Here is a 23,828-nt window from a genome sequence, read left to right on the forward strand (position 1 = left end):
TTTTTAGAGGGTCCTATTTTTGATTTTACGAATTTACATCATTTAATGATAAAACTGAACGCGTGGTCTTCTTCACCACTAATATGATAGGCTTCTTCGACATCCGCTCCCCAAGAATCGATACCTCCGACTCCTCGGACTTTCGCCAACATCGTGACAACCGTTCGCCGTTCCGGTGGCAGTTCCTCTATGTGTGTCGCCTGTTCTAATTCTTCTGCTTTGAACGGTAATGCCGCAAAAGCAAATGGCGAATCCTTTTGTTCAAATCGTAAGGAAAACTCTTCCTGACTTTTATCTGCATTATTCAAGGTTGTCTTGCGCGTGATCTCTAACCACTTGGTATCCATATGGACGCCGCAATCTTGTGGCACTAAATAAGGTGGGATCGGTAGGCCCTCTACATGATAGACCCCAGGTACGCCACCAGCTTTACGATCCGGATAAGTTTCACCTGACAGCCCTTCGTAATCGAAATGAGTGGCTTTCGTTGGCATGATCATGCGAAATCCTATTACTGGCAGTTCGGGTAATCCTTCTTTGCCATGATAGTGCATGTTCACGTGTAGATCCCCTTGTTCATTGACACGATACGTCATATCGACGGTCGTTTGTGGAGTTGTGTTGACAGTCAATGTGAAAGTGATTTCGACTGTATTCGCATACTCTTGGTTGCTATAACAATTATTGACTGGTGCGATAGGCAGTTCGATGGCTTGGTCGTTTATTGCAACATGGATTGCTTCCACTTTTAGATACAACCCTGCACCAAGCCACATACTTGAGCGATACCCAAAGCCATTTCCTCGATCATTATCTGTCAATGCTCGCCAAAAAGTTGGTTGCGTTTCACGATAAAGCCATTCTTTCCCATTTTTTTTGAGTGATTCCAAACCACCTCTGGTGTAAGAGAAAATATAATGTTTTTCTTCTGTTTTGATCCCTAAGGTGCAGTCGCCATAAATGATTCTCAGTTTAGGAGCTGTATTTGCCATAATAGTATCTTACCTCCTGTAATGCTGGTTTTTCTTGTCCATTTGCAAAAACGATGCCATTTCCCGAAAACTCATAATCACTTGGACGATCATCAAAATCGCCGCCGTAACGCATGACTTTTCGATTTGTCACTGGATCAAGTACCTCAAGTGCCTGATCTTTAAAATCCCAAATATATCCGCCTTGATACATCTCATATTTGTCTAACAGTGCCATATAAGAACCTAATCCACCTAAAGAATTCCCCATATCGTGCATGTATTCGCACAAGATATATGGTTTATCTGCTTGATTCTCTAGATATTCAGCGACTGCCGTAGGTGTTGCGTACATACTACTTTTCATGTCCGAAACAGAAGCTTCAAATTTGGGATCAACATAATTCCCTTCATAATGCACCAAGCGGTCTGGATCAACCGTCTTGAAGTATTCATTCATCAAGCGAATATTCTCCCCTACATAAGACTCGTTGCCTAAGGACCAGAACAAGATACTGGTATGGTTTTTGAAGGTTTCAAAATTGGTTTTTGCTCGATCTAGCACCACTTCTCGCCATTGCGGAATTCCTCTTGGTACATTATAGGATGGCTCAAAAGCACCCATTTTTTGCCATGACCCATGTGATTCTAAATTGGTTTCTGCCATCACGTGGATACCTGCTTGATCGCAGAGGAAATACCAAGGAATCTGGTTGGGATAATGTGAGGTCCGCACACCATTGATGTTAGCATTTTTAATCACTGCCAAATCCTTTTCCATGTCAGCTAATGTGATTGCACGTCCTGTTTTTTCACTCCACTCATGACGATTGACGCCATTGATGATCAAACGTTTTCCATTCAGATACATCACTTTATCTTTTAACTCGATCTTGCGAAAGCCGAATGGATACTCGACATATTCAGTCACTCCGTCACGGTCCCTGGTTTCAATTTCAAAGCTATACAGATTCGGGGCAAAATGATCCCATAATACTACTTCACCTAAATCAATACTGAGCTGCATCGTTTCAACTATCGTATGCTTTTCTTCATAGATCGTTTGCTTGTCTAAATCAAGGACCCTTACCTGTAAGACACTTTCAGCTGTGAGATTTTCAAAAGACAACGACACATCCAATTTACCTTTTTGATACGTGTCATCTAATTGGGGACGTAACCACAAGTCTTCTAAATGATTCTTGCCACGAGCAACTAAAATGACATCCCGAAAAATCCCGAAGAAACGGAAAAAATCCTGATCTTCTAAAAAGGCAGCTGTGCTACGTTTGTGGACTTCGACTGCCAAACGATTCTCTTCTTCTAGATAAGGGGACAAATCAAATTCTGACGGAGTAAATGAATCTTCCGCATAACCGACGAAATGACCATTCAACCACACATACATGGCTTGTTCGACACCTTCAAAGCGAATCGTGACATCTTTCCCTTTCAATCCTTCTGCTAATTGGAAAGTCGTGACATAGGTCCCCACTGGATTTTCTTCCGCTTGAGAGAACATCCCTGCCATTTCCGTTTCTGAAGCAGTTGTATAAGCGGGACGACGAAACTCATGACCCTCCCATGGATACATCGTGTTGATATAATGGATCTTATCAAAATCACTTAGTTCAATGTGCCCAGGCACATGGATCGTGTCGAACGAACGATCATCAAAATCTTGTTCAAAAAACTCTTTTGGGCGTTTTTCTGCATTTTCAGAAAAACAAAAGCGCCATTCACCATTTAGTGACTGTATTCGGGAACTTTGACTTCTCATTTCTTCTTTTGAACCATAGACTGTATGATCGCTATGTGCCTTTCGCTGATTCACACGAAAAACTTGCGGATCATCTAACCAATCAATTGATGCTTGCATTTTCTTCTTCCTTTCCTGTAGCTATTTTTTCAAAGTGAAAGACTTCTGTTTGAAAATCTCCGTGAAAATCAGGGAGATAAAGCCCCATCGTCATTAACTCCGAGCCTGAATAAATCAATGAACTTTTACGCTCACGATACATCCCTTCCTCTAAACCAACCAAGTGGATCTCATGAAAAGGTGGTTGTCCAGAAGTTAATCGTCGTGCCATAAAGACAACGATCTCCTTTTTATTTGGAGAAACAAATTGCCACGCCGCAATGTTTTGTTCAAAGGGATTTTCTAAGCGGTCAAATTTTCCTTGTTGGATGGTTTGACGAATTTCTTTATACGTGCTGATCTGTTCTTTGATGATTCTCTTTTCTTGTTCGTCTAATGCGGTCAAATCTAGTTCATAACCAAATACCCCGCTCATCGCTACGTCCCCGCGTGTCTTTAAATCTGTCACACGTCCACTTTGATGGTTAGGTGATGCGGAGACATGAGCGCCCATCGAGGAAACCGGGTAGCCAAGACTCGTTCCGTATTGGATGTCGATTCGTTCCATCGCATCAGTATTATCACTTGTCCAGGATTGTGGCATATAATAAAGGATTCCTGCGTCAAAACGGCCACCACCACCTGAACATCCCTCCCATAAGATATCTGGGTAAGCTGTGGTCAACTCTTCTAAAAGATCATATAATCCTAAAACATACCGGTGATAGACCTCTCCTTGATTCTCCACGTAAGCAGAGTAAACATCTGATAAGGAGCGATTCATATCCCATTTGATATAATCGATCGGTACCTCATCCAAAATTTTTCGTAATTGCTGACTGATCGAATCTCGCACTTCTTTTCGTGTAAAATCCAAAACAAATTGTGACCGAGATGCCGCAGGCGTTCGTGCTGGTTCTTGCATCAAATAATCAGGCGTCTGACGATACAATTCAGAATCGATCGAGATCATTTCGGGCTCTACCCATAGCCCAAATTTGAGGCCCTTTTCATGGGCATACTCTGCAATGCCTTTCAAACCATTCGCCAATTTCCCTTCATATTCAAACCAGTCTCCTAAAGAAGAAGTATCTGCATCTCTTTTCCCAAACCAGCCGTCGTCTAAGACGAACATTTCCATACCTAACGCTGCTGCTTCATCGATCAGTGCTTCGATTTTTTTGCTAGTAAAGTCAAAATAAGTCGCTTCCCAATTATTGACCAAGATTGGACGTGGTTCGTACTGATGCTTCCCACGTGCCACGCGTTCTCGCAGCAGTTCATGATGTATGTGGCTCATGCCATTTAATCCTTCGTCTGAATAAGAAAGGATCATTTCTGGCGTTTGAAACGCTTCGTTGGCTGAAAGTTGCCATTGGAACTGATACGCATTGATGCCACCAACGATTCTTAGTTGATCGATTTGATCTTTTTCGATCTCAAACGCATGATTTCCAGAATAGATAAACTGTAGACCGATGGCTTCTCCAAGATTTTCTGTCGTATGTGTATGTGTCAAAGCGATAAAATTGTTCATTTGGTGACTACTGCTTCCTCGTCGACTTTCAAATGATTTCACCCCCTCAGTGATCCGTTGTCGCGAAATCAAACGCTCTCTAGCGTGGGCTCCAGATAAAGCGATCACTTCAGTAAATCTGCCAGAATTTGTCAAATCTAATTGAAAAGAAGCTGCTTTATCTAACCAGATCGTTTGCTCTGTTTGATTACGATACTTAGCGGAGCGGATAATGACCCCTCGTTTTTCGTAAATCGTATAAAAAAGATCCACATAGATCGGTAAATCTCGGTCTTTCAATGTGATACACAACGTTTGTGCTTCCTGTTCCTCCAATATATAGGTTTGTGGTAATCCTGAAAGCTTTGGTTTACCTTGGATGATCTGATACGTTTCATATCTTAAATCAAGCAAGCTAGAGCCATTCTCACGTGTGATGATCGTGGCTGGTATGCGATAATCCATACTTCCGTGTCCTGAAAATTCTTGTGGCAACGTATCTTTTGAAAATGCTCGCTCCTCATGCAAAGGGACATTTCCTGAAAAACCGCGATCTCTTCTTGGGTATTTTTTGTTATCGGTATAGTTACTCACTTTTTTACCGAAATGAACATGGCTCAACACACCAAATTCTTCAATTTTCATCACATAAGAAATCAATGGATTCGACAAATGAAAAACATTTGTTTCCGAATCGAATGCAATCAATGATTGTCTTTTCATTTCTTCACCTCACAAATTTTTAGAAACCGTTTACTTTTTAACTAACTCCTGTATACTGTTTACTAAACATATTTGTCAATAACTTTTTTTATATTTCTTAAAGGGGTGATTTTATGGTAGGTATTCGTGATGTCGCTCGAAAAGCGAATGTCTCTCCTGCAACTGTTTCACGCGTATTGAATCAAGATAAGACGATCCATGTCGCACCAGAAACAAAGAAACGGATTTTTGAAGTTGCAGAAAAATTGAACTATGATATCAATAAACGAAAATATATCAAAAAACGAATGCCCTCGATCGGTGTGATCTCGACGATCAGTAAGGCAAGTGAAGCACAAGATGTCTATTACAAAGAATTACGTATGGGATTAGAAGAAGAAGCAAACCGCCTGCATATTGGCATGAATCGAATTTACAATCTCTCTGACAATCCCAAGGAATGGAAAGACCTAGATCAACTAGGAGCGATCATCGTAGTTGGAACAGTGACGAAGCAGTCGATCACTGATCTATTATCACAAAATCAGCATTTGATCGTTGTTGATAATCCTGATATCCAACAAGAAGTCGATATGGTTTATGGAGATTTAGAGCGAATGACCAAAGCTGTGTTAGAGTTATTTCTAGAGAATGGGCATCATCGAATCGCCTATATCGGTGGCTACCAAGTCGATATGGATGAACGAGGAGGCAAGACGATCAATCCAGATGAAAAACGCGTCCGTGCCTATTTGCATTTCATGTCCGATCACCAGTTACAAGATTACAGTACGCACTACCTGGGAAATTGGACCGAAGAAGACGGTGAACGATTAGCTGAAGAGCTGATCCAAAGCTCTGATCCACTTCCAACCGCACTCCTTGTAGGAAGCGATCCAATGGCAATCGGCGTCTATCACACCATGAAAAAGCACCATTTGGCCATCGGTAAAGACATCATGATCGCCAGTTTCGATAACATTGAAGCAGCCAGTAGACTAACTCCTGGCTTGACAACTGTCCAAATCAATGCCAAATCCATCGGTAAAGCCGCTGTTCGCTTAGCCGTCGAAAGAATCGACCAAATCCGCGACGAACCCATTATTTTGACCTACCCCACCCGATTAGTGGTAAGAGAAAGTTTTGTGCCAAAGAGGTTGTGAGAAAGCCGTTCAGCTCCAAGCAGTAAGACGGAAATCGGGAAAATAGCTTCTCATATTTTTTCAATTTTCGACTTAATGTCGTAGGAGTTGGCTTTCGAACACCGTTCATCGGAGGTTGTGAAATGAGCGCTCTGACCTGAGCAGTAAGATAGAAAATCGGAAAATAGCTCCTCATATTTTTCGATTTTTTAGCTTAATGTTGAAGGTCAGCTCATTGAACACCATTTATCAGAGGTTGTGAAATGAGCGCTCTGACCTGAGCAGTAAGCTGTCATGCCGTATAAACAAGAAAAACCGTTAAGAACAACTGAGTTGTTCTTAACGGTTTTCCTGAATACTTGGTTCGTCGGCTATTCCTTAATTCCAAACCTCTTCTGCGATACTCTTGATCAATGCGATTTTTTCCCATTGTGCTTCTTCCGTCAAAATATTCCCTTCCTCGGTGGAGGCGAACCCGCATTGTGGGCTTAAACACAATCGATCTAAAGGGACGTAGCGAGTGGCTTCATAAATTCGTTCGATGATTTTTTGACGATCCTCAAGTTCACCGGATTTTGAGGTTATCAATCCTAATACTACAAGTTTTTCTTCACTAACTTTCGCAAGTGGTTCAAAACCGCCTGAACGACCGTTGTCATATTCTAAATAATAGGCATGAACATTTTCTTCCGTAAATAGTGGTTCAGCTACAGCTTCATATCCGCCAGCTGCTGCCCAGGTGGAGTGGTAATTCCCTCGACAGACATGGGTATTCAAAATCAAATCTTGTGGTTGATTTCCAAGAACCGCATTATTGATTTGTAAATAGGTCTGCGCCAACTCTTTGCGAATCTCGCTTTCCTCTTTATCACTCTCTGCTAAAAATCCTTCTGGTAAAGGTGCTACTAATACGCCCCACGTACAGTCATCCAATTGGATCGTTCTGGCACCTGCTTCATATAAATCCGCAATCACTTGACGATAAGCAGTAACGATATCTTGAAAAAGTTCTTCATTTTCCGGATAGATGTCACGGACATATGGCAAGATATCTGGACGTAATAACTCGACTAACAATTGTGCTGGGGCTGGAATGGTTTGCTTTACTTCGATTCCTTCACTTGTATGGGCCCGGGTAAATCGAAAATGGTCGACAAAAGGGTGTTTTTCTCCCTTGATTTTTCCCGTTACAGTCACTGTCCCTGGACGTGTCTCTTCTCCGTGAAATTGATACCCTCGCTCAGGGACAAAAAACTCAATACCTTGTAAACCAAAGAAAAAGTCCAAATGCCACCAACTCCGACGAAACTCACCATCTGTCACCGCATGTAAGCCAGCAGCTTCTTGTTTTTTGATCAGATCGATAATAGCTTCATCTTCGATCTCTTTCAAATCAGTAACAGAAATAAGCGATTCGTTATACGCTTTTCGTGCCTTTTTTAACTTCTCTGGGCGCAAAAAGCTCCCAACGATGTCATAACGAAATGGGGATGTGGTACGAGTAGTCATAAAAAATTTCCTCCTTAGATTACGTAGTAGCTGAAGACCTGATGAAAACAAAAAACACTCATCCCTTTTGCCAATTCTTGACAAAAGGGACGAATGCGTCGTGTTACCACCCTTATTTACATTATCCTCACAAATAATGCCTCAACGATACCATCAGATATCCGGCGAGTTAACGGTCGCAGTCCGGTTTTACTCACTTACTAGTAAAACAAGCTCCAAGTTCATCTTCACTAAGGTTTTAGGTCTCCTTTTTCACCCTCCGGAGTCTCTTTTTACCGTTGACCGTTAGTTACTCTTCTCTTCTACGCTTTGATATTGTCAATTACTATCCCATGTTTACTTCCGAATGTCAACTAATCCTACTTCCCCTCACTCACTTCGATCCATGCTCGGTAATATTCAAAGGAAATCTTGTCCTTTGTCGTATGAGTCAACAAGTATTGACCAATCGTTTGCCCTAATCGGTAGCCTTGCTTTTGCAACCTGTCTTTTACTTCAAATAGATTATTATTTTTTGTGTTATTCACTTGGACTTTTAATAGAAATCGCACGTACTTTTTCGCAGGATCATTCTGCCAGATCGTCTGTGAGCCTGGGAGTTTTTTCGTGTGCTCGTCCGTACAGAACCCATAAATACTGTTCTGATTATTTTCTGGAAAATAAATCACGAAACTTGAATAATTCTTTAGATATTCCTTTGAATATAAGATGTCATCAGATGCTGCCACGACGATTTTTTGAAAGGGAATTTCTTCTTCAGGAAATTTATCTGGTTCACTATCGATCATTTCTTTCAACTGGTTTTTTCTTGATAATACTTCTTTATGCTTTTGTTCTAAGATTTTTTTCTCATGATCCAAGCGCTGTTCCGTTTCAGCTAAAATGTCGTACATCTCATTTAATGATTTACTATATAGATTTTTCATTTGCTTCATGGGAATATCTAGTTTTCGATAAAAATTGATGTCATATACTTGAAAAATGGCATCGATATCAAATAATCGATACCCATTTTCCTCTTCTCTTGCTGCATGGATCAATCCTTCTGCATCCCAATACCGAATGGTTGATCTAGGGATATTCAATAACTCCGATACTTCCCCAATCGAATACAATCGTTTCATACCTTTCACCTCAATGATAGTTTATGCTTTTTCTTCTTGACCTTCAAGTAACTTTAAGGTGTAGAATGCGTATTTGTCGGGAAAAGGAGGAAACACAATGACATTATTAAAAAAATCTATAAAAAACAATAAAGGAATTGCATTACTTACTCTTTTATTTATCTGTTTACAACTTCTAGGAACCCTCGGTGTGCCAAAGTTAGTAGCTGATCTCATAGATACAGGGATTGCAAGTGGCGAAGTGAAACAAATCCAACAAATCGGAATTCAAATGTTGATCGTTGCCTTATTAGGATCTTTTGCCGCAGTTGCCTCAAGCTACTATTCTGCTTTGTTAGCCGCTCGATTTGGCTATCAGACACGAGCAAGCTTTTTTCAAAAATTCCAACAATTATCAATGAAAGATGTTGATCGATTTAACACCGGTTCTCTTTTGACTAGAATGACCAATGACGTAGATAACGTCCAACAAATGATCGTCATGTTCTGCCAGATGATCATCCCAGCACCGATCATTTCGCTATTTACGATTCTGATGATGTTGGAGCATTCCGTCAAGTTAACAGTGATCACTTTAGGCTCGATCTTCGTCTATGCTCTAGTCACGTATTATTTGATGAAAAAAGGAACGCCTTTATCTTTGAGTATCCAACCGAAGATGGACCGTGTCACGACAACGCTACGTGAATTCTTTACAGGTGTCAATATGATCCGTGCCTTTAATAATCAAGACTACGAAGAAAAAAGAACAAATAAGACCTTTGAAAATTACGCGCAACAAATGATTCGTGTCAATCGGATCTTTGCTTGGGTCACACCCATTGCCTTTTTATTGATGGGCATCGTTTATGCCTCTATTTTGTGGTTTGGTGGCGGTTTGGTGGCTAATGGTAGCTTACAAATCGGCACAGTGACTGCCATTGTAGAATATTCGATGTTGACACTTGCCTATTTGATGATTGCCGCAATGGTTCTTGTCATCGTGCCAAAATCAATTTCTTGTCTTAAACGGATTGAGGAAGTATTACACGCTGAAATCGAAATCAAAGATCCCGACCAACCAGAAACTTTATCCTTCGATTCAGTCGATGATACTTTCTTATCCTTTGAGAATGTCACGTTTCGTTATAACGAAACCGCTGATCCTGTGTTGGAAAACATTGATTTTGCCGTCCCAAAAGGAAAAACCACAGCGATTGTTGGTGGAACAGGTTCAGGAAAAAGTACCATTGCAAAATTATTGCTACGTTTAAATGATGTTTCAAGTGGCCAAATCACTTTCGCAGGCACTCCAATCAAAGAAATGAACCAAGAAACACTGCGAAGCTATATTAGTTATGTTCCCCAAAAAGCTTTTTTATTTAGTGGAACGATTCGAAGTAATCTACTGATGGGTAAGGAACATGCGACAGATGAAGAATTAACCAAAGCAGTTCGCGTCGCACAATTGAATGAAGTCTTAGAAAATCTACCCGATCGATTGGACAGCTTTGTTGCTCAAGGGGGAGATAATTATTCTGGCGGACAAAAACAAAGGATATGTATCGCTAGGGCGTTAGTCAAACCTGCTGAAATCTATGTCTTTGACGATAGTTTCTCTGCATTGGACTATCGGACAGATGCCAAATTACGACGTGCGTTGCATCGAGAAATGGCAGATAAAACATTGATCATCGTGGCACAACGTTTAAGTACCATCGTGAACGCTGATAATATTATTGTTTTGGATGAAGGACGGATCGTCGGACAAGGCACGCATGAAGCGTTATTGAAAACCAATCACTCGTATCAGGAATTTGCGAAATCACAAGGTTTGTTGAAGGAGGGAGTCGATGGAAATGACTAAAACAACGATAAAAAAACAAAGTTTGAAACGCTTCTGGAAAATGATCCAACCCGAGCATAAAATCTTCTATGGTTCATTACTTTGTAGCTTGATCGGGAATACATTAGTCGTTGCAATGCCTCTGATCATGGGTATCGGGATCGACCAACTACTCGCACGTATCCAAGCTGTTGGCTTGCCCCAAATGACTGCGGCTGATGTGAAAGAAACATTGCTTTTACCCGTTATACTGCTGATACTCTTTTCTTTACTGAGTAGCGTCACTTCTTTTATCCAAGAACGAGCAATGGCTTCATTGAGTGAACGAGTAACATTGCGTGTCCGAAAAGAAGTCACGAAAAAATTCAAAGCTCTACCGATGGCTTTTTATGACCGCCATCAAGTCGGCGACATCATTAGTCGTACAACTACTGGTTTAAATCAACTATCACAAGTTTTTCTAACAGGTATCAATCAATTTTTCACCTCTCTTGTAACGATTCTTTTAGCTGGTATCATGTTGTTTTACATCGATATAAAATTGACTTTACTTGTTCTTGTTTTGATTACGATCAGCACAGTTGTCACAACAAAATTTGCAAACAAAAATAAAAAAATTTCCGACAATAACCAAGAAGAACTGGGAGATTTGAACAATAAAGCGGAAGAATATTTAACTGGTAATTTGGTGATCAAAGCTTTCAACCAACAAGCTTTAGCGATTGAAGAAGTCGATAAAGTAAATGAAAAACAATCGCAAGCTTTCAAAAAAGCGCAATTCATGAATTTTGCGATCTATCCAGCGATTCGTTTGATCAATCAATTAGCGTTTATCGCTAGTGGGATCATTGGCGCAATATCTGTTTTATCTGGTGGTATTACGATTGGTTTCTTGCAAGCCTATTTGCAGTACATCAACCAAATCTCGGAACCAATCTCTACCGCTTCTTATGTCATCAACTCGGTGCAATCAGCAATGGCTTCCATCGAACGAATCTTTGAAATCATGGATGAGCCAGAAGAAGCCATTGATCAGGTAGTAGAAAATCCAATCATCACACCACAAGGAGCTATTGAATTTAAACATGTGCGCTTTGGTTATACACCAGAAAAACCGTTGATGAAAGATGTTAACTTCTCGGTCAAGCCACAACAAACTGTTGCCATCGTTGGGCCAACTGGCGCCGGAAAAACCACACTTGTCAATCTTTTGATGCGTTTTTATGAGATCAATGACGGTCAGATTTTATTCGACGGTCATGACATCACCGATTTGCCGCGCCATGAATTGCGGAATCTATTTGGCATGGTACTACAAAATACTTGGTTATTCGAAGGTACTGTTGCAGAAAATATTGCTTACGGCAAAAAAGAGGCAACCAGAGATGAAGTCATTCAAGCAGCAAAAATTGCTCAATGTGATCATTTTATCCGCACATTGCCACAAGGTTATGACACCATTATCTCGAGCGAAAATGGGTCGATATCTCAAGGGCAACAACAGCTCTTAACGATTGCACGAGTCATTTTAGCTAATCCTGCAGTCGTCATTTTAGATGAAGCAACGTCGAGTGTCGACACACGTACGGAAGCGTTGATCCAAGAAGCAATGAATGCTTTGACTAAGAACCGGACAAGTTTCGTGATTGCCCACCGCCTTTCTACGATTGAACATGCGGATATGATCGTAGTGATGCAAAACGGAGATATCATTGAAACAGGAACACATACAGAACTATTACAACAACCAACTCTTTACGCGAGCTTATACAACAGCCAATTTCAAAATAGTTGAGCCACAAAAAAGCCAACTTAGTCTAGGTTCATTCCGAAACTAAGTTGGCTTTTTGATTTTATAGAATCAATCGTTACGATTTTTCTTTTTATTGTAGATATAAGTTCCTATCGCTCCACCTACGAGGGCTAAACCAAGAACTGCTGCACTAGATTGGATCTCACCCGTTTTTGGTAAGTTTTTTGCTGTATTTCCTTGGACTTGTCTTTTTTGGGTCGCAGGGGTGTTGGCTGTTTTCTTTTGCTGAGTATTCCCTCCGCCTGTGTTGGCATTTCCTCCCGTAGTCCCTCGTTTACTCACTGTCACTTGACTTGTTTCTGAAACGGAACCATTCGTATAAGTGATCGTGTAGGTTCCTTCTTTGTTGGTATCAACATCACCTGACACCATATTCTGGTCAAATGCAAGAGTGAACCCTTCGCGATTTGTTGCCGATACGAAGCCATCGCTTGGGTTCCACGTATCACCGATATATAATTGGAGATCCTTTGTCACAATCGTTTCTCCGTTTTCTTTTACGACTACCATGACTTCTTCTGTTGCTCGACCGTTGGTATAAGTAACCGGATAATCTCCAGCTTTTGTGGTATCCACTGTCCCGCTGACCATGCTTTCATCAAAAGTGATCATTTCACCGTCTTTGTTTGTAGCAGATACAAATTGATCACTTGGCGCCCACTTATCACCGACATAAATGCTGCCATTTTTTGCTTGGATCGTTTCTCTATTTTCAACCACGGTCACTGTGATTTTTTGAGAGGCTTCTCCATTCGTATAAGTAATGATGAAGTTTCCTGTTCGTCCGGTGTCAACGGTGCCTGACACCATACTTTCATCAAATGGCAAAGTGTCACCTGCTCTATTGGTTGCTGAGATAAAATTATCGCTTGGATGCCAAACATCACCTGTATGAATCCTTGAATTGATTGCCTTGATCGCTTCTTGACTAGCAATGACGGTCACTGTGATTTCACGACTGATTGAACCATACGTATAGGTGATTTTGTATTCGCCTACTTGTGTCGTATCGACTGAGCCGCTGACCATATTTTCATCAAAGGCAACAGTTTCTCCCGTTTTATCAGTAGCGGAAACAAAATTATCACTTGGTGTCCAAGCATCCCCTACAATGATCGTCGAATCTGTGACTTTAAGGGTTTCTTGACTTTCTTCGACCGTCACATTGATCTGTTGACTCGCAGAACCATTGGTATAAGTCACTGGATAGACTCCTGCTGTCGTAGTATCCACTGTACCACTGACCATACTTTCATCAAAAGGAATTGATTCTCCATTTTGATCGGTCGCTAAAACAAAATTGTCGATTGGTTCCCAACTATCACCAACATAAATCGTTGAATCAATTGCGCGGATCGACTCACTAGCGGTTGGTTGCCACACATAAGTATCCGCCATACTATTTTCATAAGTTGACATCAGTGAAGAGGAGCTTAATACATATTCACCGAGTGGGACATCGTCTGTGCCAGATCCCACGTTTTGCCAATACCCCGTATGCTCTTCTGTAGCGAGCAAATCTGGAATATTGGTATCATTTAAAGAATAAAACTGGACACCTAAAGAGATTTTCGATAAGGAGGTTGTACCAGCAAACATCTCTTGCTGCAATTGTACCTTGCCAGTTTTAAAATGAGATAAATCCAATTCAGTGATCTTTTGGCAGTTTCTAAACATTCCTCGCATAAATCGAAGATTCTCCGTATCAAAACCACTGACATCGATTGCTTCTAAATTGAGACATTCTGCAAACATAAAACTCATTGTTGTCACGTTAGTTGTTGAAAAGTTCGTAACATCTAACGCTGTCAGACCGGAACAACCGAAAAACATATAGTACATAGAAGTCACGTTTGTCGTATCAAAGCGGCTAACATCAAGTTCTGTCAAACCGGAACAGCCATGGAACATATAATGCATGTACATAACGTTGCTCGTATCAAAATGTGTCACATCTAACGCTTGTAATCCCGAACAGCCATGGAACATGAAGGACATTTCTGTTGCTTGACTCGTTACAAAACTAGAAAGATCCAGTTGAGCCAATCCGGAACAACCGCGGAACATATGACTGAAATTTGTCACGTTGGCTGTTTGAAAACCAGTTACATCCAGTGTCGTCAAGGCAGAGCAATCATAAAACATGTAGCTCATGTTCGACACGTTCGTCGTGTTAAAACTGGACAAATCTAATGAAGTCAATCCACTCATCCCATAAAATATATGACTCATTTCAGTGACGTTCGCAGTATTGAAGTTGGTTAGATCGAGCGTACTGACAGAAGATACCCCATTGAACATGTGGTTCATCGAACGAACATTTTGGGTATCAAAAGTTGTAAGATCCAATGAGGTCAGTTGCTGGCACCAAGCAAAGAAATAATCCATATTCGTGACTTGACTTGTATCTAGATTGGTTAAATTCTCGATCGTCGTTAGCTGATTCAGATCAAAAAACAATCCTAGTGATTCAGCATTCGCTACCACTGGTCCAGTAAGAACCACTTTTTTGATGAGTGAACGGTGAGGAAACCACGGCGCACGAGCCGCCAAAGTTGTTTCTCCTAATGTTCCTGCATCTATGTACAAAACACCTTCTTGGTCGATCCGCCAAGGACTGCTACCGAACACACCAGATGCCAATTGCTCTTCTGTCACCTCTATCTCAAAACATTCCGTCTTGGCATTTGGATCTGGAATAACTGGGGCACTAGAAACATCCGTCACTTCTTGTTCCACAGTGGTGGGAACTGTCGAATCGACAGTCGATTGCTCTACCTCAGCATTTACATCTGGCGTTGTTTCTGTGGTGGGTTGTGTCGGCACTTCAGATGGAACAGTCGCTGAGGATTCTGGTGTTTCGCTTATTTGCTGCTCATCCATCGCTTCGTTTTCTGCTGTTTCCATCACGCTGTTCTCTGTTGGTTCTTCGATGGTCGAACTGACTAGCTCTTCTGTCATTTGTCCACTGTCTAAGTGATCAGCAAACGTCATGATACTCTGTTGGGATGCGTTCATGAGTAATAACATTGAAGCTGTCACTTTTACTATTTTTCTGTGGTCCATTGTTTATTCAACTCCTCAAATTATAGAAAGATAAAAAAACATCCAACTAAATTTTACCGTAATCCGTGAAAGAAAATTTTTTATTTTTTTTTTTCGAAAAAAATATTTAAAAATAGATTTGTATTTGCAAAATAAGCGAGATAAAATAAAACAATCGAATCAGCGTTCACCAAACGAAAGGAGCAATTAATGGAACCTTTTTTCAAACTACATGAAAATAAACAATTACATCGTCAAATCAAGATTCTTACTTATTTGAGAAAACGAAATGACATCACTTCGATCACTGAATTAGTTCAAGAAATAGGCTGCACACCACCCACTCTACGTTCAGATATTCAGGCATTACGTACCAAATTACCACCATCGATTCAATTGCAATCAATCAAAATGATTGGCTACCGTTTAAAAATACCCAATGGGGAAACACTGGATACATATCTTTTGTCTCTTGTTAGAGAAACGATTACTTATAAGATCATTGACCGTAGCCTTCGGGGAAATCAGCAATCCTTCGAAGCCATGCGCTTGGAATATCATTTATCTAGTTCAGCTTTACGCAAAATCATTCAACACATGAACCATGAACTAAAAAACTACCGAATCCAACTCTCTCCCAAAAATGGTGATCTTGTTGGAAAAGAAAACGAGATTCGTTTTTTCTTTTTTTACTTTTATACGAGTTTTCGACGAACGATCATTACAGATCATACTTATTTATCCTCTCAAGAGACATACAAAGTCATGTTCGCTGAACTAGAGCAAGTATTTCAGTCTCATTTACATATTAGTAATTTTCGTGCCACGCTATGGTTGTCCATCTTAAAAGAAAGATGGTTGCGTCGTAAACAAGGTGAAATCCCCTCAGAAACATTGAGTATGATCCAGTCTAGAAAAAGCTTCAAAAGGTTCTCAAAAAAAATCACTCCTTTTCTGAGAGAGATTCTTGGTATCCAACAGCTGTCTATAAATGAACTAGTTTGGGCTTATTTGATTGCTTTACACTGTATTTCCTATAGCTCATCTAACTATCAAGAGACAATATCGCATAAAGCGACCCATTATCAAGAAGAAGCACCAGCCAAAAAATGGATCAAGCAATTTCTACTCGACGAAGTGCTTATTGACGGTACAACAAAGGAAGGTATTGAGCAAATGAGTGCTTATTTAGCTAATCTTCGCTTACTTAATAAAATCACTTATGGTTTTGAGAATCACCCACTGTCGATTGATCATTTAGTCGATCCATACTTTGAAGCACTCTATCACTCCTGGCAAGACCGATTGCAGCAACTAAAATGGCAAGAGATCATACCAATGACCTGCATAAAAGAAGTTGCACTATCTTTGAGTATGATCCAATCCTCCTATCAGCAAATCCAAAGAAGGAAAAAGCAAATGATCGTCTTTACTTTTCATGGAGATGCTGGCTATGATAATTTTTTAATGGCTATGATCCAAAAATGGCTACCTGAAACGTATCACCCTCTTTTTCTTTTCGATCAACCGATTACACAAACAAAGATCGACGAGTTGGGAGCTTGTCTCATCATCAGTAACTATGATCTTACGGAGAAAATGGCCTGTGAAGTGATTCAAATTGCCCAAATCCCGACGCATGAGGAGTGGACAGACTTAAAACTACATTTGATTGAACGTGCTTCAAGTCATTGATAGTTTCAAGGAGCCATTCGATTTTTGCTGTAGACTTAGGGAGAAACGTCTAAAATTTCTCCCTAGGTCTAAGACTTGTGACTATTCACAAATGGAGCTGTTAGACCATAAATTCCAACCAAGGAAGGAAATGAATCGAACAAAAACGTAGTGCGACATTCTTTCAAAATAGTTTAAGACAGCGAAACACTTGAAATAAATCATCCCTGTGGTTCCGTATAAGATAAACGCTTAAAATGGTAACCACAAGCACTAAAACAAAGACATCGATCTGTTTATCTGTTCTCGTCTGCATAGAAGGTTCTCTCCTTTCATCTGACTTTTTTGTTCATTGTTCTTTTTCTTTGTCTATGATAAAAAAGAACAAAAAATGCAACGCCAAAAAGAGTAACAATCCAAGAATCATTGGCGAAACATTTGGGTGCCGATTGAAGTATTTTGTGGTCCTCACGCTGAATCCAACCTTTTTTTGCTTGTTGACGAACCTGATGATCAAGTTTTTTGAGGGGGAACTATTTAAAACTTTATGTAATCGATCATTTTTGCTGGCATAATTAAACGATTCTCCATCGAGTAATTCTGTTCTCAAATTAAATGGCATCAGGAATAGTAATTTCATACCATCCGCCCCTATTTTTCATCTGTCGATTTCATCCTTTGAACATACCATGAGTCAAGAATGAATTGTTTCAATGAACATTCTTGACTCATGTTTGTTATCTATCTATACTTAATAATTAGCAATGCGACAACTCTCGTATTTTTCCGCCAGATCAATTACTTAGTTGTTGCATTGTTTTTTTGATATTCTGTTCTTTTTCATCGTTTCACTAAATAAACAATACCACTACTGTATACTAAAAAACCACCAACTAATAATAAGAAGATCCCAGCATAATTTGTTACGATATTGACTTGATTAATGATGATCACAGATTGAGCAATACCTAAACCAATGAGCGTGATAAAATGTGGTGTCGCCGATTTTTTTTGTTGTTTTATTTTGTGCCAAGCATAAATCACCATAAATAGTACAATGAAATTCATACCATTCAAGAGAATCGATATCGTACTATTCGTTTGTCCATCACTGATGACTTGAAATAATCTTCCTACGAGTAAAACTACACTAAATAGCATTGCAGAGATTCCTGCTAATTTTTGAATTGAATTTCCCATTTTTTTCACCGTTCCTTTTAATCTGAATTTTTTTTATGTCCGAATCGTATCGCTTGAATGGATTCGATTGGTAACTCTTTGATCCGGCCACTTCCTACAAATCTCTGTTCTTTCGTCAAATAGACATAAACTTTACGACTATTACTGATCGTATCATGCAACCATCTATCACCATCTACATTGATGATCACATCACTTTCTGTCATTTGTCTCATGAAAGTACAATCCTTGATTTTCTTGATATCTTGTAACTTCAATTTGAGTTCAAGATCTCTCATTCCCTTACCTTGAATGACTTCATCCCTCCAATACTTTAAAGAAGGCAGGTCTGCGGCATCAATGATCCCTGAAAAATCAGCGCTTTTATCAGTTAAAACAGGCAAATTTTGCTCATTTACCTCGTGGTAACCAACAAACAGAACCATCAATGCACTACTGATCAATAGACATATTTTTCTCAATTTTTCTTGCCCCTTTACTAAAGGTTTAATTGGATCTACCGATAAAGGTCTCCATCACTCCATACGCATCACCACCTTTCATTTTTTAATCATTCAGCAAGTTCCTTTTCACTTCTGGAGGTACATCTTTTGGATCTACGATCACCACGTTACTTGCCTCCGCTTTTACGTATACTCCAGGATGCAAACTATGTTTTTCTCAAACAACGGTAAATTCAATCTCCGTTCAGCGCCTTGCTCATCAAACATTCTGATATTAGGAAGGATTTCTAATGTTGCTAAGCCCTCTTTTTCATAAGAATCGAAACAGTTGGACTTTTCAATTTTTTATCGTTGCTTTTTCCCTTCTCGCAAAACAGGCACATGATCTTGCTTTAAAACACTAAGTCTTTCTATCGTCCTTTTTACTTTGATTTCTTGGTAAATCCCCATAGATTTATTGACTAAAATCGAGACCTTAAAAAACTATTTCTAAAAGATCCGATCGATATAACTGTAATGAACAACATGACATTTAAAAAATTAAATAAAGTCATACAATTTTTTAAAATAATTTCTTTTGTCGTTTCCAGCAGATTGTGTATCTAGTTCATTCGATTTATTTTTTTAGAGCCTTTCTTCAACTTGGCTTTTTATACAGCCTGATTTCTCATTTAATTATTCAGGAATTATTGAGAAATATTCTTCCATTTTTTCTCCTCCTAATTCATTATCATCAAATAATTTATTGAAAAAAGAGAGACCCAATCGTAAAACAAAAAAGGATTCCGTTATATTTACTCGTAGCTATCTTCCTAAATACCTTAACATTAAATAACTAATTTCTAAATACACTTTTTTCTCCAAAATGAATTTTTTATAAAAAATCATAAAAAATATGCATAAAAACATTATTAAAAAAGCTATTTAATGTATTTTTAATTTAATCGTTATTATATTCTAAAAACCAAAACGATATAAAATAACAATAACTATCGTTTTCCGACGTTCTCTTTAATGTGATTTTATAAAAATAAAAATAGCTTATGTATTTTTATCAAACAGGTTTTTTTCTGATTTTTTTCCCAATAATTCTTTATATTTGTTTGGAGGTTTATTTTACTAGAGACCTATTTCTTCGTTTTTAGACAAAAAAACACCAGTGATTACTCACTAGTGTTAGTTTATAACAACAAATAATTCAGCTGATATATACCAGTCGTTCATTATTTATTATAGATTTTAGGTCCTTTTCTCATGTTACTACGATCATTCTTTGGCGTAGCCATCTTTTCAACTCGACCGCCACCTTGTTTCTTTTTGATTATTTCAAGCATTTTCTCTTTTGAATTCATCTGTTTCCCTCTTTTACTCTATTCACTTTTTCGCTACTGTGATAAACACTTCGCTATTGTACCACATTTTTACTTAAAAAATTCATACTTATTGATTTCTTTATGCTTTTCATCATAAAAACGTACGATGTTTGTATGTTCATCACAGGTTAAGATCACATAGCTTTTCTCATTATAAAAACCTAATACAAAAAGCAGATGAAGATCACTAACTTGCTGCTGTGTTGACGTTGATTGGTGCAATCGTTACATGATGGTGAATCGCCGTAACAAATAGAGAAGCCAATGCTTTGGCCGATCGTTGCAATGTGCGATACGCTTAAACTGCTTTGACAAACACAAGTAAAGCACCAATGGCAGAATTTCCAGGGATCAACGGTAAAATCACTCGGCGCAAACGATAAAAATACAACCACCAAAAATCACTGCACTTTCATCTAGAGTAGCGCCGATGTTCAGTAAGACTATGATCAAACATGAAATAAAGAGAATTGGAAATTTTAAAACAGGCTTAGTTTAGAACGAATGAGAGTACAGCAAATCTGTCGTGCCTACCCAATCAAAGTTCCTTTATTTTTAGTCCTTACGAACGGTGCATATATCATGATGTTCAATGCAATCAAAGCCATTTGCAGAAAGGCTCCAGAAACTCCAGAGGCTAAGAATCCAGAAATAATAGGTGGTGTCGTCCATGGAATTTGGATGCCATTTGTTTTCGCTACAATTCCTACACTCATAGAAAAATAAGCTATGACTGTGTTGACTACTGGACAAAGAATAAATGGGATAAATACTCTAAAGTTTAGTAAAATCGGAAGGCCATAAATTATTGGCTCGTTTATGTTAAATAAACCTGGGATAAATGATACTTTTGCTATACTTTTTTTTTCACTGTTCTTTGAGAAGAATAGTATTGCTAGAATTAATGCAAAGGTACTTCCGCTTCCTCCAAAATTAATAAATAAAGATTGGAACGTTCCAGTAATAATATTTTTAGGAACTTCTCCTTTGGTTATACTCAAAAGATTTTCCATATTTAATGAAAAATAAATCGGATTCATTATTGAATTGAATAGATAACTCCCATTAAACCCAAAAAACCATAACAATGTAATTCCTAGATTAATTATGATAACTGCTGGAAGAGTACTACCTAAATTCGTGATCGGTACTTGGATTAATCCATTGATCATACTAGATGGATTGTCTATTTTTAAAGTTACTAAGACTAATTTTATAAAAAATAATACTACCGTGGTCGTAAGGAAAGGTAACAAATATTCAAAGCTTTCTGCTACTTCTCTTGGAACAGAAGAATGTAGATTTATCTTTTTTTTCTTTTTAAAACTTACAGTTAATATACCGCATGTCATAAGAGCACAAAGCATCGAAAAGAATATACCTTGTGATCCAAGTGAATCGATCAATTGATCTGGGGATTCAAGCGGCAAAAAAATAAAATAAGCGAATATTGTTGATGTGATGTACAGTATATAATCTTTCTTTTTTATTTTACAATAATTATAGGCAATCGATATTAAAATAAACAAACCTATCAGATTATTAAAAGCATTGGGAATTGAAGGAAGGGCAGTCGTCCATAATACATTGAAATTTTTTTCCATAAATTTAGTAAAAGTTGGGATAGGAAAATTCACTATCAGAATAAAAAATGAACTGATAATCGTAATTGGCATCAATGAAATAAAACTATTTCGCAATATTTTTAAAAGTAAATTATTTTCAATCGTACTATATACTTTATTCATTTTGTTCTTCCTTTTTTAAGGAGATTTCTGTGAGTGAACTAATAATATTATTTGCTACAGTAAATAACTCACTATTTCCATTAACCATGCAATATGATTTTTCAGTAAGCATAAGCATCTCTTTATCATTTAATTCATCTCCAACAATGATTGAGTTGCTGACATCAGCTTCGACTAAATTTCCTAAACAAATAACGGAACTAGCCTTTCCACTCCCAAGTGGTGAAATATCAATGTATTTTTTATTTTTATTCACCTGAAAGCCTGTCCGCTCTATAGCTTTTGTGAAAATATCTATTTCACTGCTTAATTCTTTATAACCATTGACTTCTAAAGTAACAGAGTTTGTTATTAAAGGGGTATTGGATGTTCTTTTCAAAAAATTATTACTATGGATTCCTTCTAAAAAAATATTCTGTTGAAGATGACTAAATGTAATATTGATAATGGTCTCTTTTTTTACTAACATTTTTTGAATTATCGGTAATATCATACTAGTTTTCATAATTAAACTTAAAAGTATGGAACCGTGTTTATCCATTACTAAAGCACCATTATTAAGTATACAATATTCATATTCAAAGTTATATTCTTGTATAAAACGATGGAACATTGCGTAATTTCTTCCTGTAGCCAAAACAATTGGATGCCTTTTAGATACAGAACTTAAAAAGAACAATTCCTCTTCTGTTACTTTTTTCTCTCTATAGATTGTTCCATCGATGTCACTTATAAAAAAAATAGAATCCATCATTCCCTAACTCCTTTTCACAAATTGTAATATACGTTCTCACTCCCCAATAATTGGGAATTGTTTCATAATAATGGGACTTGTAAAAGTCCATTTCTAATATCCCTTGAGTCGTAGCGATACCAAAATATGGATTGATCTCAAGCACACGCTTAAAAAATGAGAGTGCTTGAAAATAGTTCTCGGAAAAAAAGTAGGTTAGCCCTATATTTATATATATGTGTATACACAGAGGTGAAATTTCAAATGCTTTCTCGAAAAATTCCCTAGCAGTTTCATAATTCCCACAACAGAGTTCTGTTATTCCTAATGAATTTAGAGCCCTAGTATTCTTAGGATTAATGATTAGTACTTTTTGAAATTGTTTTTTTGATCGTTGAATGTCATTTTCACTTCTAAAAATATATCCTAAAAAGAGTTGAGCAATTTCACTATCTGGATTAGCTTCTGCTGCTTCTTGTGCATTCTTCTTTGCTAATTTTAGTTTTCCTGCATTTCTTTGTATGATTGCCAAATAAGATTTCGCTAGTGTCTCTTTTGGGTTATTCAAAATTTGCTCGTTCATTATTTGAATATACTTTTCATTTTTCATTTGTCGTTCTTTGAAGGGTCTTAGGTGGCCTAAATGATTGAGTGTAATAGGAATATCGGCAACACTAAACCCTTTACATTTAATTGATGGTTCTATTTTTTCGGTGGCTTTTTTATAATATTTAAATCCACAATGATTCCGAAACAATTTTACCATTGAGTCAGAGTACCACCCACCTGTTCCAAAAAAGTTATACCTTAAAAATCTATAGCCACCAGTATTGCTATCATCACTATTACTTTTTATAAAATGTCTAATTTTGTACCAATCCGATTCCAATAGTAACTCATCTGCATCCAAGAATAATATCCAATCTTCTTCTACCTTCTCTAGCAAATAATTTCTCATAGCTGAAAAATCATTATTAAAAGGCTTACTATAAATATTAGTTGTATATTTTTGCGCAATTTGAATTGATTGATCAGTTGATCCCGTATCAAGTACATAAATAGCATCAGCAAAGCAGTTTCGAAAAAAATCATCTAAATATTCTTCTTCGTTTTTCATCATTAAACATAATGCTAAGCCCATCCAAAGGCCTC

16 protein-coding genes and 1 other annotated feature are annotated in these 23,828 nt (G+C 38.1%); of the genes, 4 read left to right on the top strand and 12 right to left on the bottom strand.

Annotation, left to right across the window (positions count from 1 at the left end):
* Window positions 1–38 precede the first annotated feature (38 nt).
* The 3 genes from I2F89_RS01585 to I2F89_RS01595 are packed head-to-tail and all read right to left on the bottom strand — an operon-like array spanning window position 39 to window position 5,068.
* Window positions 39–992 (bottom strand): beta-galactosidase small subunit, encoded by a 954-nt coding sequence (locus I2F89_RS01585; protein ID WP_195513291.1) that lies wholly within the window; start codon window positions 990–992, stop codon window positions 39–41.
* Window positions 973–2,850, bottom strand: a complete 1,878-nt coding sequence (locus tag I2F89_RS01590) for a glycoside hydrolase family 2 TIM barrel-domain containing protein (protein ID WP_195513292.1) — start codon at window positions 2,848–2,850, stop codon at window positions 973–975. Before I2F89_RS01590 ends, I2F89_RS01585 begins: the two co-directional genes overlap by 20 nt.
* Window positions 2,834–5,068 (bottom strand): alpha-galactosidase, encoded by a 2,235-nt coding sequence (locus I2F89_RS01595; protein WP_195513293.1) that lies wholly within the window; start codon window positions 5,066–5,068, stop codon window positions 2,834–2,836. Before I2F89_RS01595 ends, I2F89_RS01590 begins: the two co-directional genes overlap by 17 nt.
* A gap of 113 nt (window positions 5,069–5,181) precedes the next feature.
* Between I2F89_RS01595 and I2F89_RS01600 the strand changes: the two genes are divergently transcribed.
* Window positions 5,182–6,210: a LacI family DNA-binding transcriptional regulator gene (locus tag I2F89_RS01600; RefSeq protein ID WP_074799286.1), complete on the top strand. Its 1,029-nt coding sequence runs from the start codon at window positions 5,182–5,184 to the stop codon at window positions 6,208–6,210.
* 357 nt (window positions 6,211–6,567) lie between these two features.
* Here the strand turns inward: I2F89_RS01600 and I2F89_RS01605 are convergent, their stop codons facing one another.
* The gene (locus tag I2F89_RS01605) at window positions 6,568–7,698 is read right to left on the bottom strand and encodes a 5-methyltetrahydropteroyltriglutamate--homocysteine S-methyltransferase (protein ID WP_195513294.1); all 1,131 of its coding nucleotides are present in this window, start codon (window positions 7,696–7,698) and stop codon (window positions 6,568–6,570) included.
* A gap of 82 nt (window positions 7,699–7,780) precedes the next feature.
* Window positions 7,781–8,012: a binding site (T-box leader), on the bottom strand.
* 45 nt (window positions 8,013–8,057) lie between these two features.
* Window positions 8,058–8,822 (bottom strand): MerR family transcriptional regulator, encoded by a 765-nt coding sequence (locus I2F89_RS01610; protein WP_074799289.1) that lies wholly within the window; start codon window positions 8,820–8,822, stop codon window positions 8,058–8,060.
* Between the two features lie 97 nt (window positions 8,823–8,919).
* Here I2F89_RS01610 and I2F89_RS01615 point away from each other — a divergent pair, with 97 nt between their 5' ends.
* Entirely contained in the window at window positions 8,920–10,668 is a 1,749-nt protein-coding gene (locus tag I2F89_RS01615) for an ABC transporter ATP-binding protein (protein ID WP_195513295.1), read from the top strand.
* On the top strand, window positions 10,655–12,442 hold the full coding sequence (locus I2F89_RS01620; protein WP_195513296.1) for an ABC transporter ATP-binding protein: 1,788 nt from the start codon (window positions 10,655–10,657) through the stop codon (window positions 12,440–12,442). Before I2F89_RS01615 ends, I2F89_RS01620 begins: the two co-directional genes overlap by 14 nt.
* 66 nt (window positions 12,443–12,508) lie before the next feature.
* Here I2F89_RS01620 and I2F89_RS01625 read toward each other — a convergent pair whose 3' ends face one another.
* Window positions 12,509–15,526 (bottom strand): bacterial Ig-like domain-containing protein, encoded by a 3,018-nt coding sequence (locus I2F89_RS01625; protein WP_195513297.1) that lies wholly within the window; start codon window positions 15,524–15,526, stop codon window positions 12,509–12,511.
* A gap of 189 nt (window positions 15,527–15,715) precedes the next feature.
* On the opposite strand from I2F89_RS01625, the gene I2F89_RS01630 reads away from it, so the two are divergent.
* Complete coding sequence (locus I2F89_RS01630) at window positions 15,716–17,200, top strand: helix-turn-helix domain-containing protein (protein ID WP_195513298.1); 1,485 nt, start codon at window positions 15,716–15,718, stop codon at window positions 17,198–17,200.
* Window positions 17,201–18,019: 819 nt separating this feature from the next.
* Here I2F89_RS01630 and I2F89_RS01640 read toward each other — a convergent pair.
* From I2F89_RS01640 to I2F89_RS01660, 6 genes are all read right to left on the bottom strand, one after another.
* Window positions 18,020–18,379, bottom strand: a complete 360-nt coding sequence (locus I2F89_RS01640) for a hypothetical protein (protein ID WP_071866286.1) — start codon at window positions 18,377–18,379, stop codon at window positions 18,020–18,022.
* A 17-nt stretch (window positions 18,380–18,396) separates the two neighbouring features.
* Window positions 18,397–18,840, bottom strand: coding sequence for a hypothetical protein (locus tag I2F89_RS01645; RefSeq protein WP_161643083.1), 444 nt, complete (start codon window positions 18,838–18,840; stop codon window positions 18,397–18,399).
* A gap of 1,205 nt (window positions 18,841–20,045) precedes the next feature.
* A complete protein-coding gene (locus I2F89_RS15605; protein WP_010735268.1) occupies window positions 20,046–20,174 on the bottom strand; it encodes a hypothetical protein in 129 nt (42 codons plus the stop codon).
* 551 nt (window positions 20,175–20,725) lie between these two features.
* On the bottom strand, window positions 20,726–21,943 hold the full coding sequence (locus I2F89_RS01650) for a PTS sugar transporter subunit IIC (protein WP_195513300.1): 1,218 nt from the start codon (window positions 21,941–21,943) through the stop codon (window positions 20,726–20,728).
* Window positions 21,936–22,697: an HAD-IIB family hydrolase gene (locus tag I2F89_RS01655; protein WP_115357738.1), complete on the bottom strand. Its 762-nt coding sequence runs from the start codon at window positions 22,695–22,697 to the stop codon at window positions 21,936–21,938. The genes I2F89_RS01650 and I2F89_RS01655 overlap by 8 nt, the downstream gene beginning before the upstream one ends.
* Window positions 22,669–23,817 carry a glycosyltransferase gene (locus tag I2F89_RS01660; RefSeq protein WP_115357739.1) on the bottom strand — a complete coding sequence of 383 codons (1,149 nt, stop codon included), beginning with the start codon at window positions 23,815–23,817 and terminating at the stop codon, window positions 22,669–22,671. Before I2F89_RS01660 ends, I2F89_RS01655 begins: the two co-directional genes overlap by 29 nt.
* Between the last annotated feature and the right edge of the window lie 11 nt (window positions 23,818–23,828).

The organism is Enterococcus sp. 1001283B150225_161107_E12, from assembly GCF_015556925.1.
GTDB classification, from domain to species: domain Bacteria; phylum Bacillota; class Bacilli; order Lactobacillales; family Enterococcaceae; genus Enterococcus_B; species Enterococcus_B mundtii.

Bases quoted from the DNA above. Each gene is read 5' to 3' on its own strand.
- I2F89_RS01585 (WP_195513291.1), bottom strand. From the start codon at position 992: ATGGCAAATACAGCTCCTAAACTGAGAATCATTTATGGCGACTGCACC.
- I2F89_RS01590 (WP_195513292.1), bottom strand. From the start codon at position 2,850: ATGCAAGCATCAATTGATTGGTTAGATGATCCGCAAGTTTTTCGTGTG.
- I2F89_RS01595 (WP_195513293.1), bottom strand. From the start codon at position 5,068: ATGAAAAGACAATCATTGATTGCATTCGATTCGGAAACAAATGTTTTT.
- I2F89_RS01600 (WP_074799286.1), top strand. From the start codon at position 5,182: ATGGTAGGTATTCGTGATGTCGCTCGAAAAGCGAATGTCTCTCCTGCA.
- I2F89_RS01605 (WP_195513294.1), bottom strand. From the start codon at position 7,698: ATGACTACTCGTACCACATCCCCATTTCGTTATGACATCGTTGGGAGC.
- I2F89_RS01610 (WP_074799289.1), bottom strand. From the start codon at position 8,822: ATGAAACGATTGTATTCGATTGGGGAAGTATCGGAGTTATTGAATATC.
- I2F89_RS01615 (WP_195513295.1), top strand. From the start codon at position 8,920: ATGACATTATTAAAAAAATCTATAAAAAACAATAAAGGAATTGCATTA.
- I2F89_RS01620 (WP_195513296.1), top strand. From the start codon at position 10,655: ATGGAAATGACTAAAACAACGATAAAAAAACAAAGTTTGAAACGCTTC.
- I2F89_RS01625 (WP_195513297.1), bottom strand. From the start codon at position 15,526: ATGGACCACAGAAAAATAGTAAAAGTGACAGCTTCAATGTTATTACTC.
- I2F89_RS01630 (WP_195513298.1), top strand. From the start codon at position 15,716: ATGGAACCTTTTTTCAAACTACATGAAAATAAACAATTACATCGTCAA.
- I2F89_RS01640 (WP_071866286.1), bottom strand. From the start codon at position 18,379: ATGGGAAATTCAATTCAAAAATTAGCAGGAATCTCTGCAATGCTATTT.
- I2F89_RS15605 (WP_010735268.1), bottom strand. From the start codon at position 20,174: ATGAATTCAAAAGAGAAAATGCTTGAAATAATCAAAAAGAAACAAGGT.
- I2F89_RS01650 (WP_195513300.1), bottom strand. From the start codon at position 21,943: ATGAATAAAGTATATAGTACGATTGAAAATAATTTACTTTTAAAAATA.
- I2F89_RS01655 (WP_115357738.1), bottom strand. From the start codon at position 22,697: ATGATGGATTCTATTTTTTTTATAAGTGACATCGATGGAACAATCTAT.
- I2F89_RS01660 (WP_115357739.1), bottom strand. From the start codon at position 23,817: ATGGGCTTAGCATTATGTTTAATGATGAAAAACGAAGAAGAATATTTA.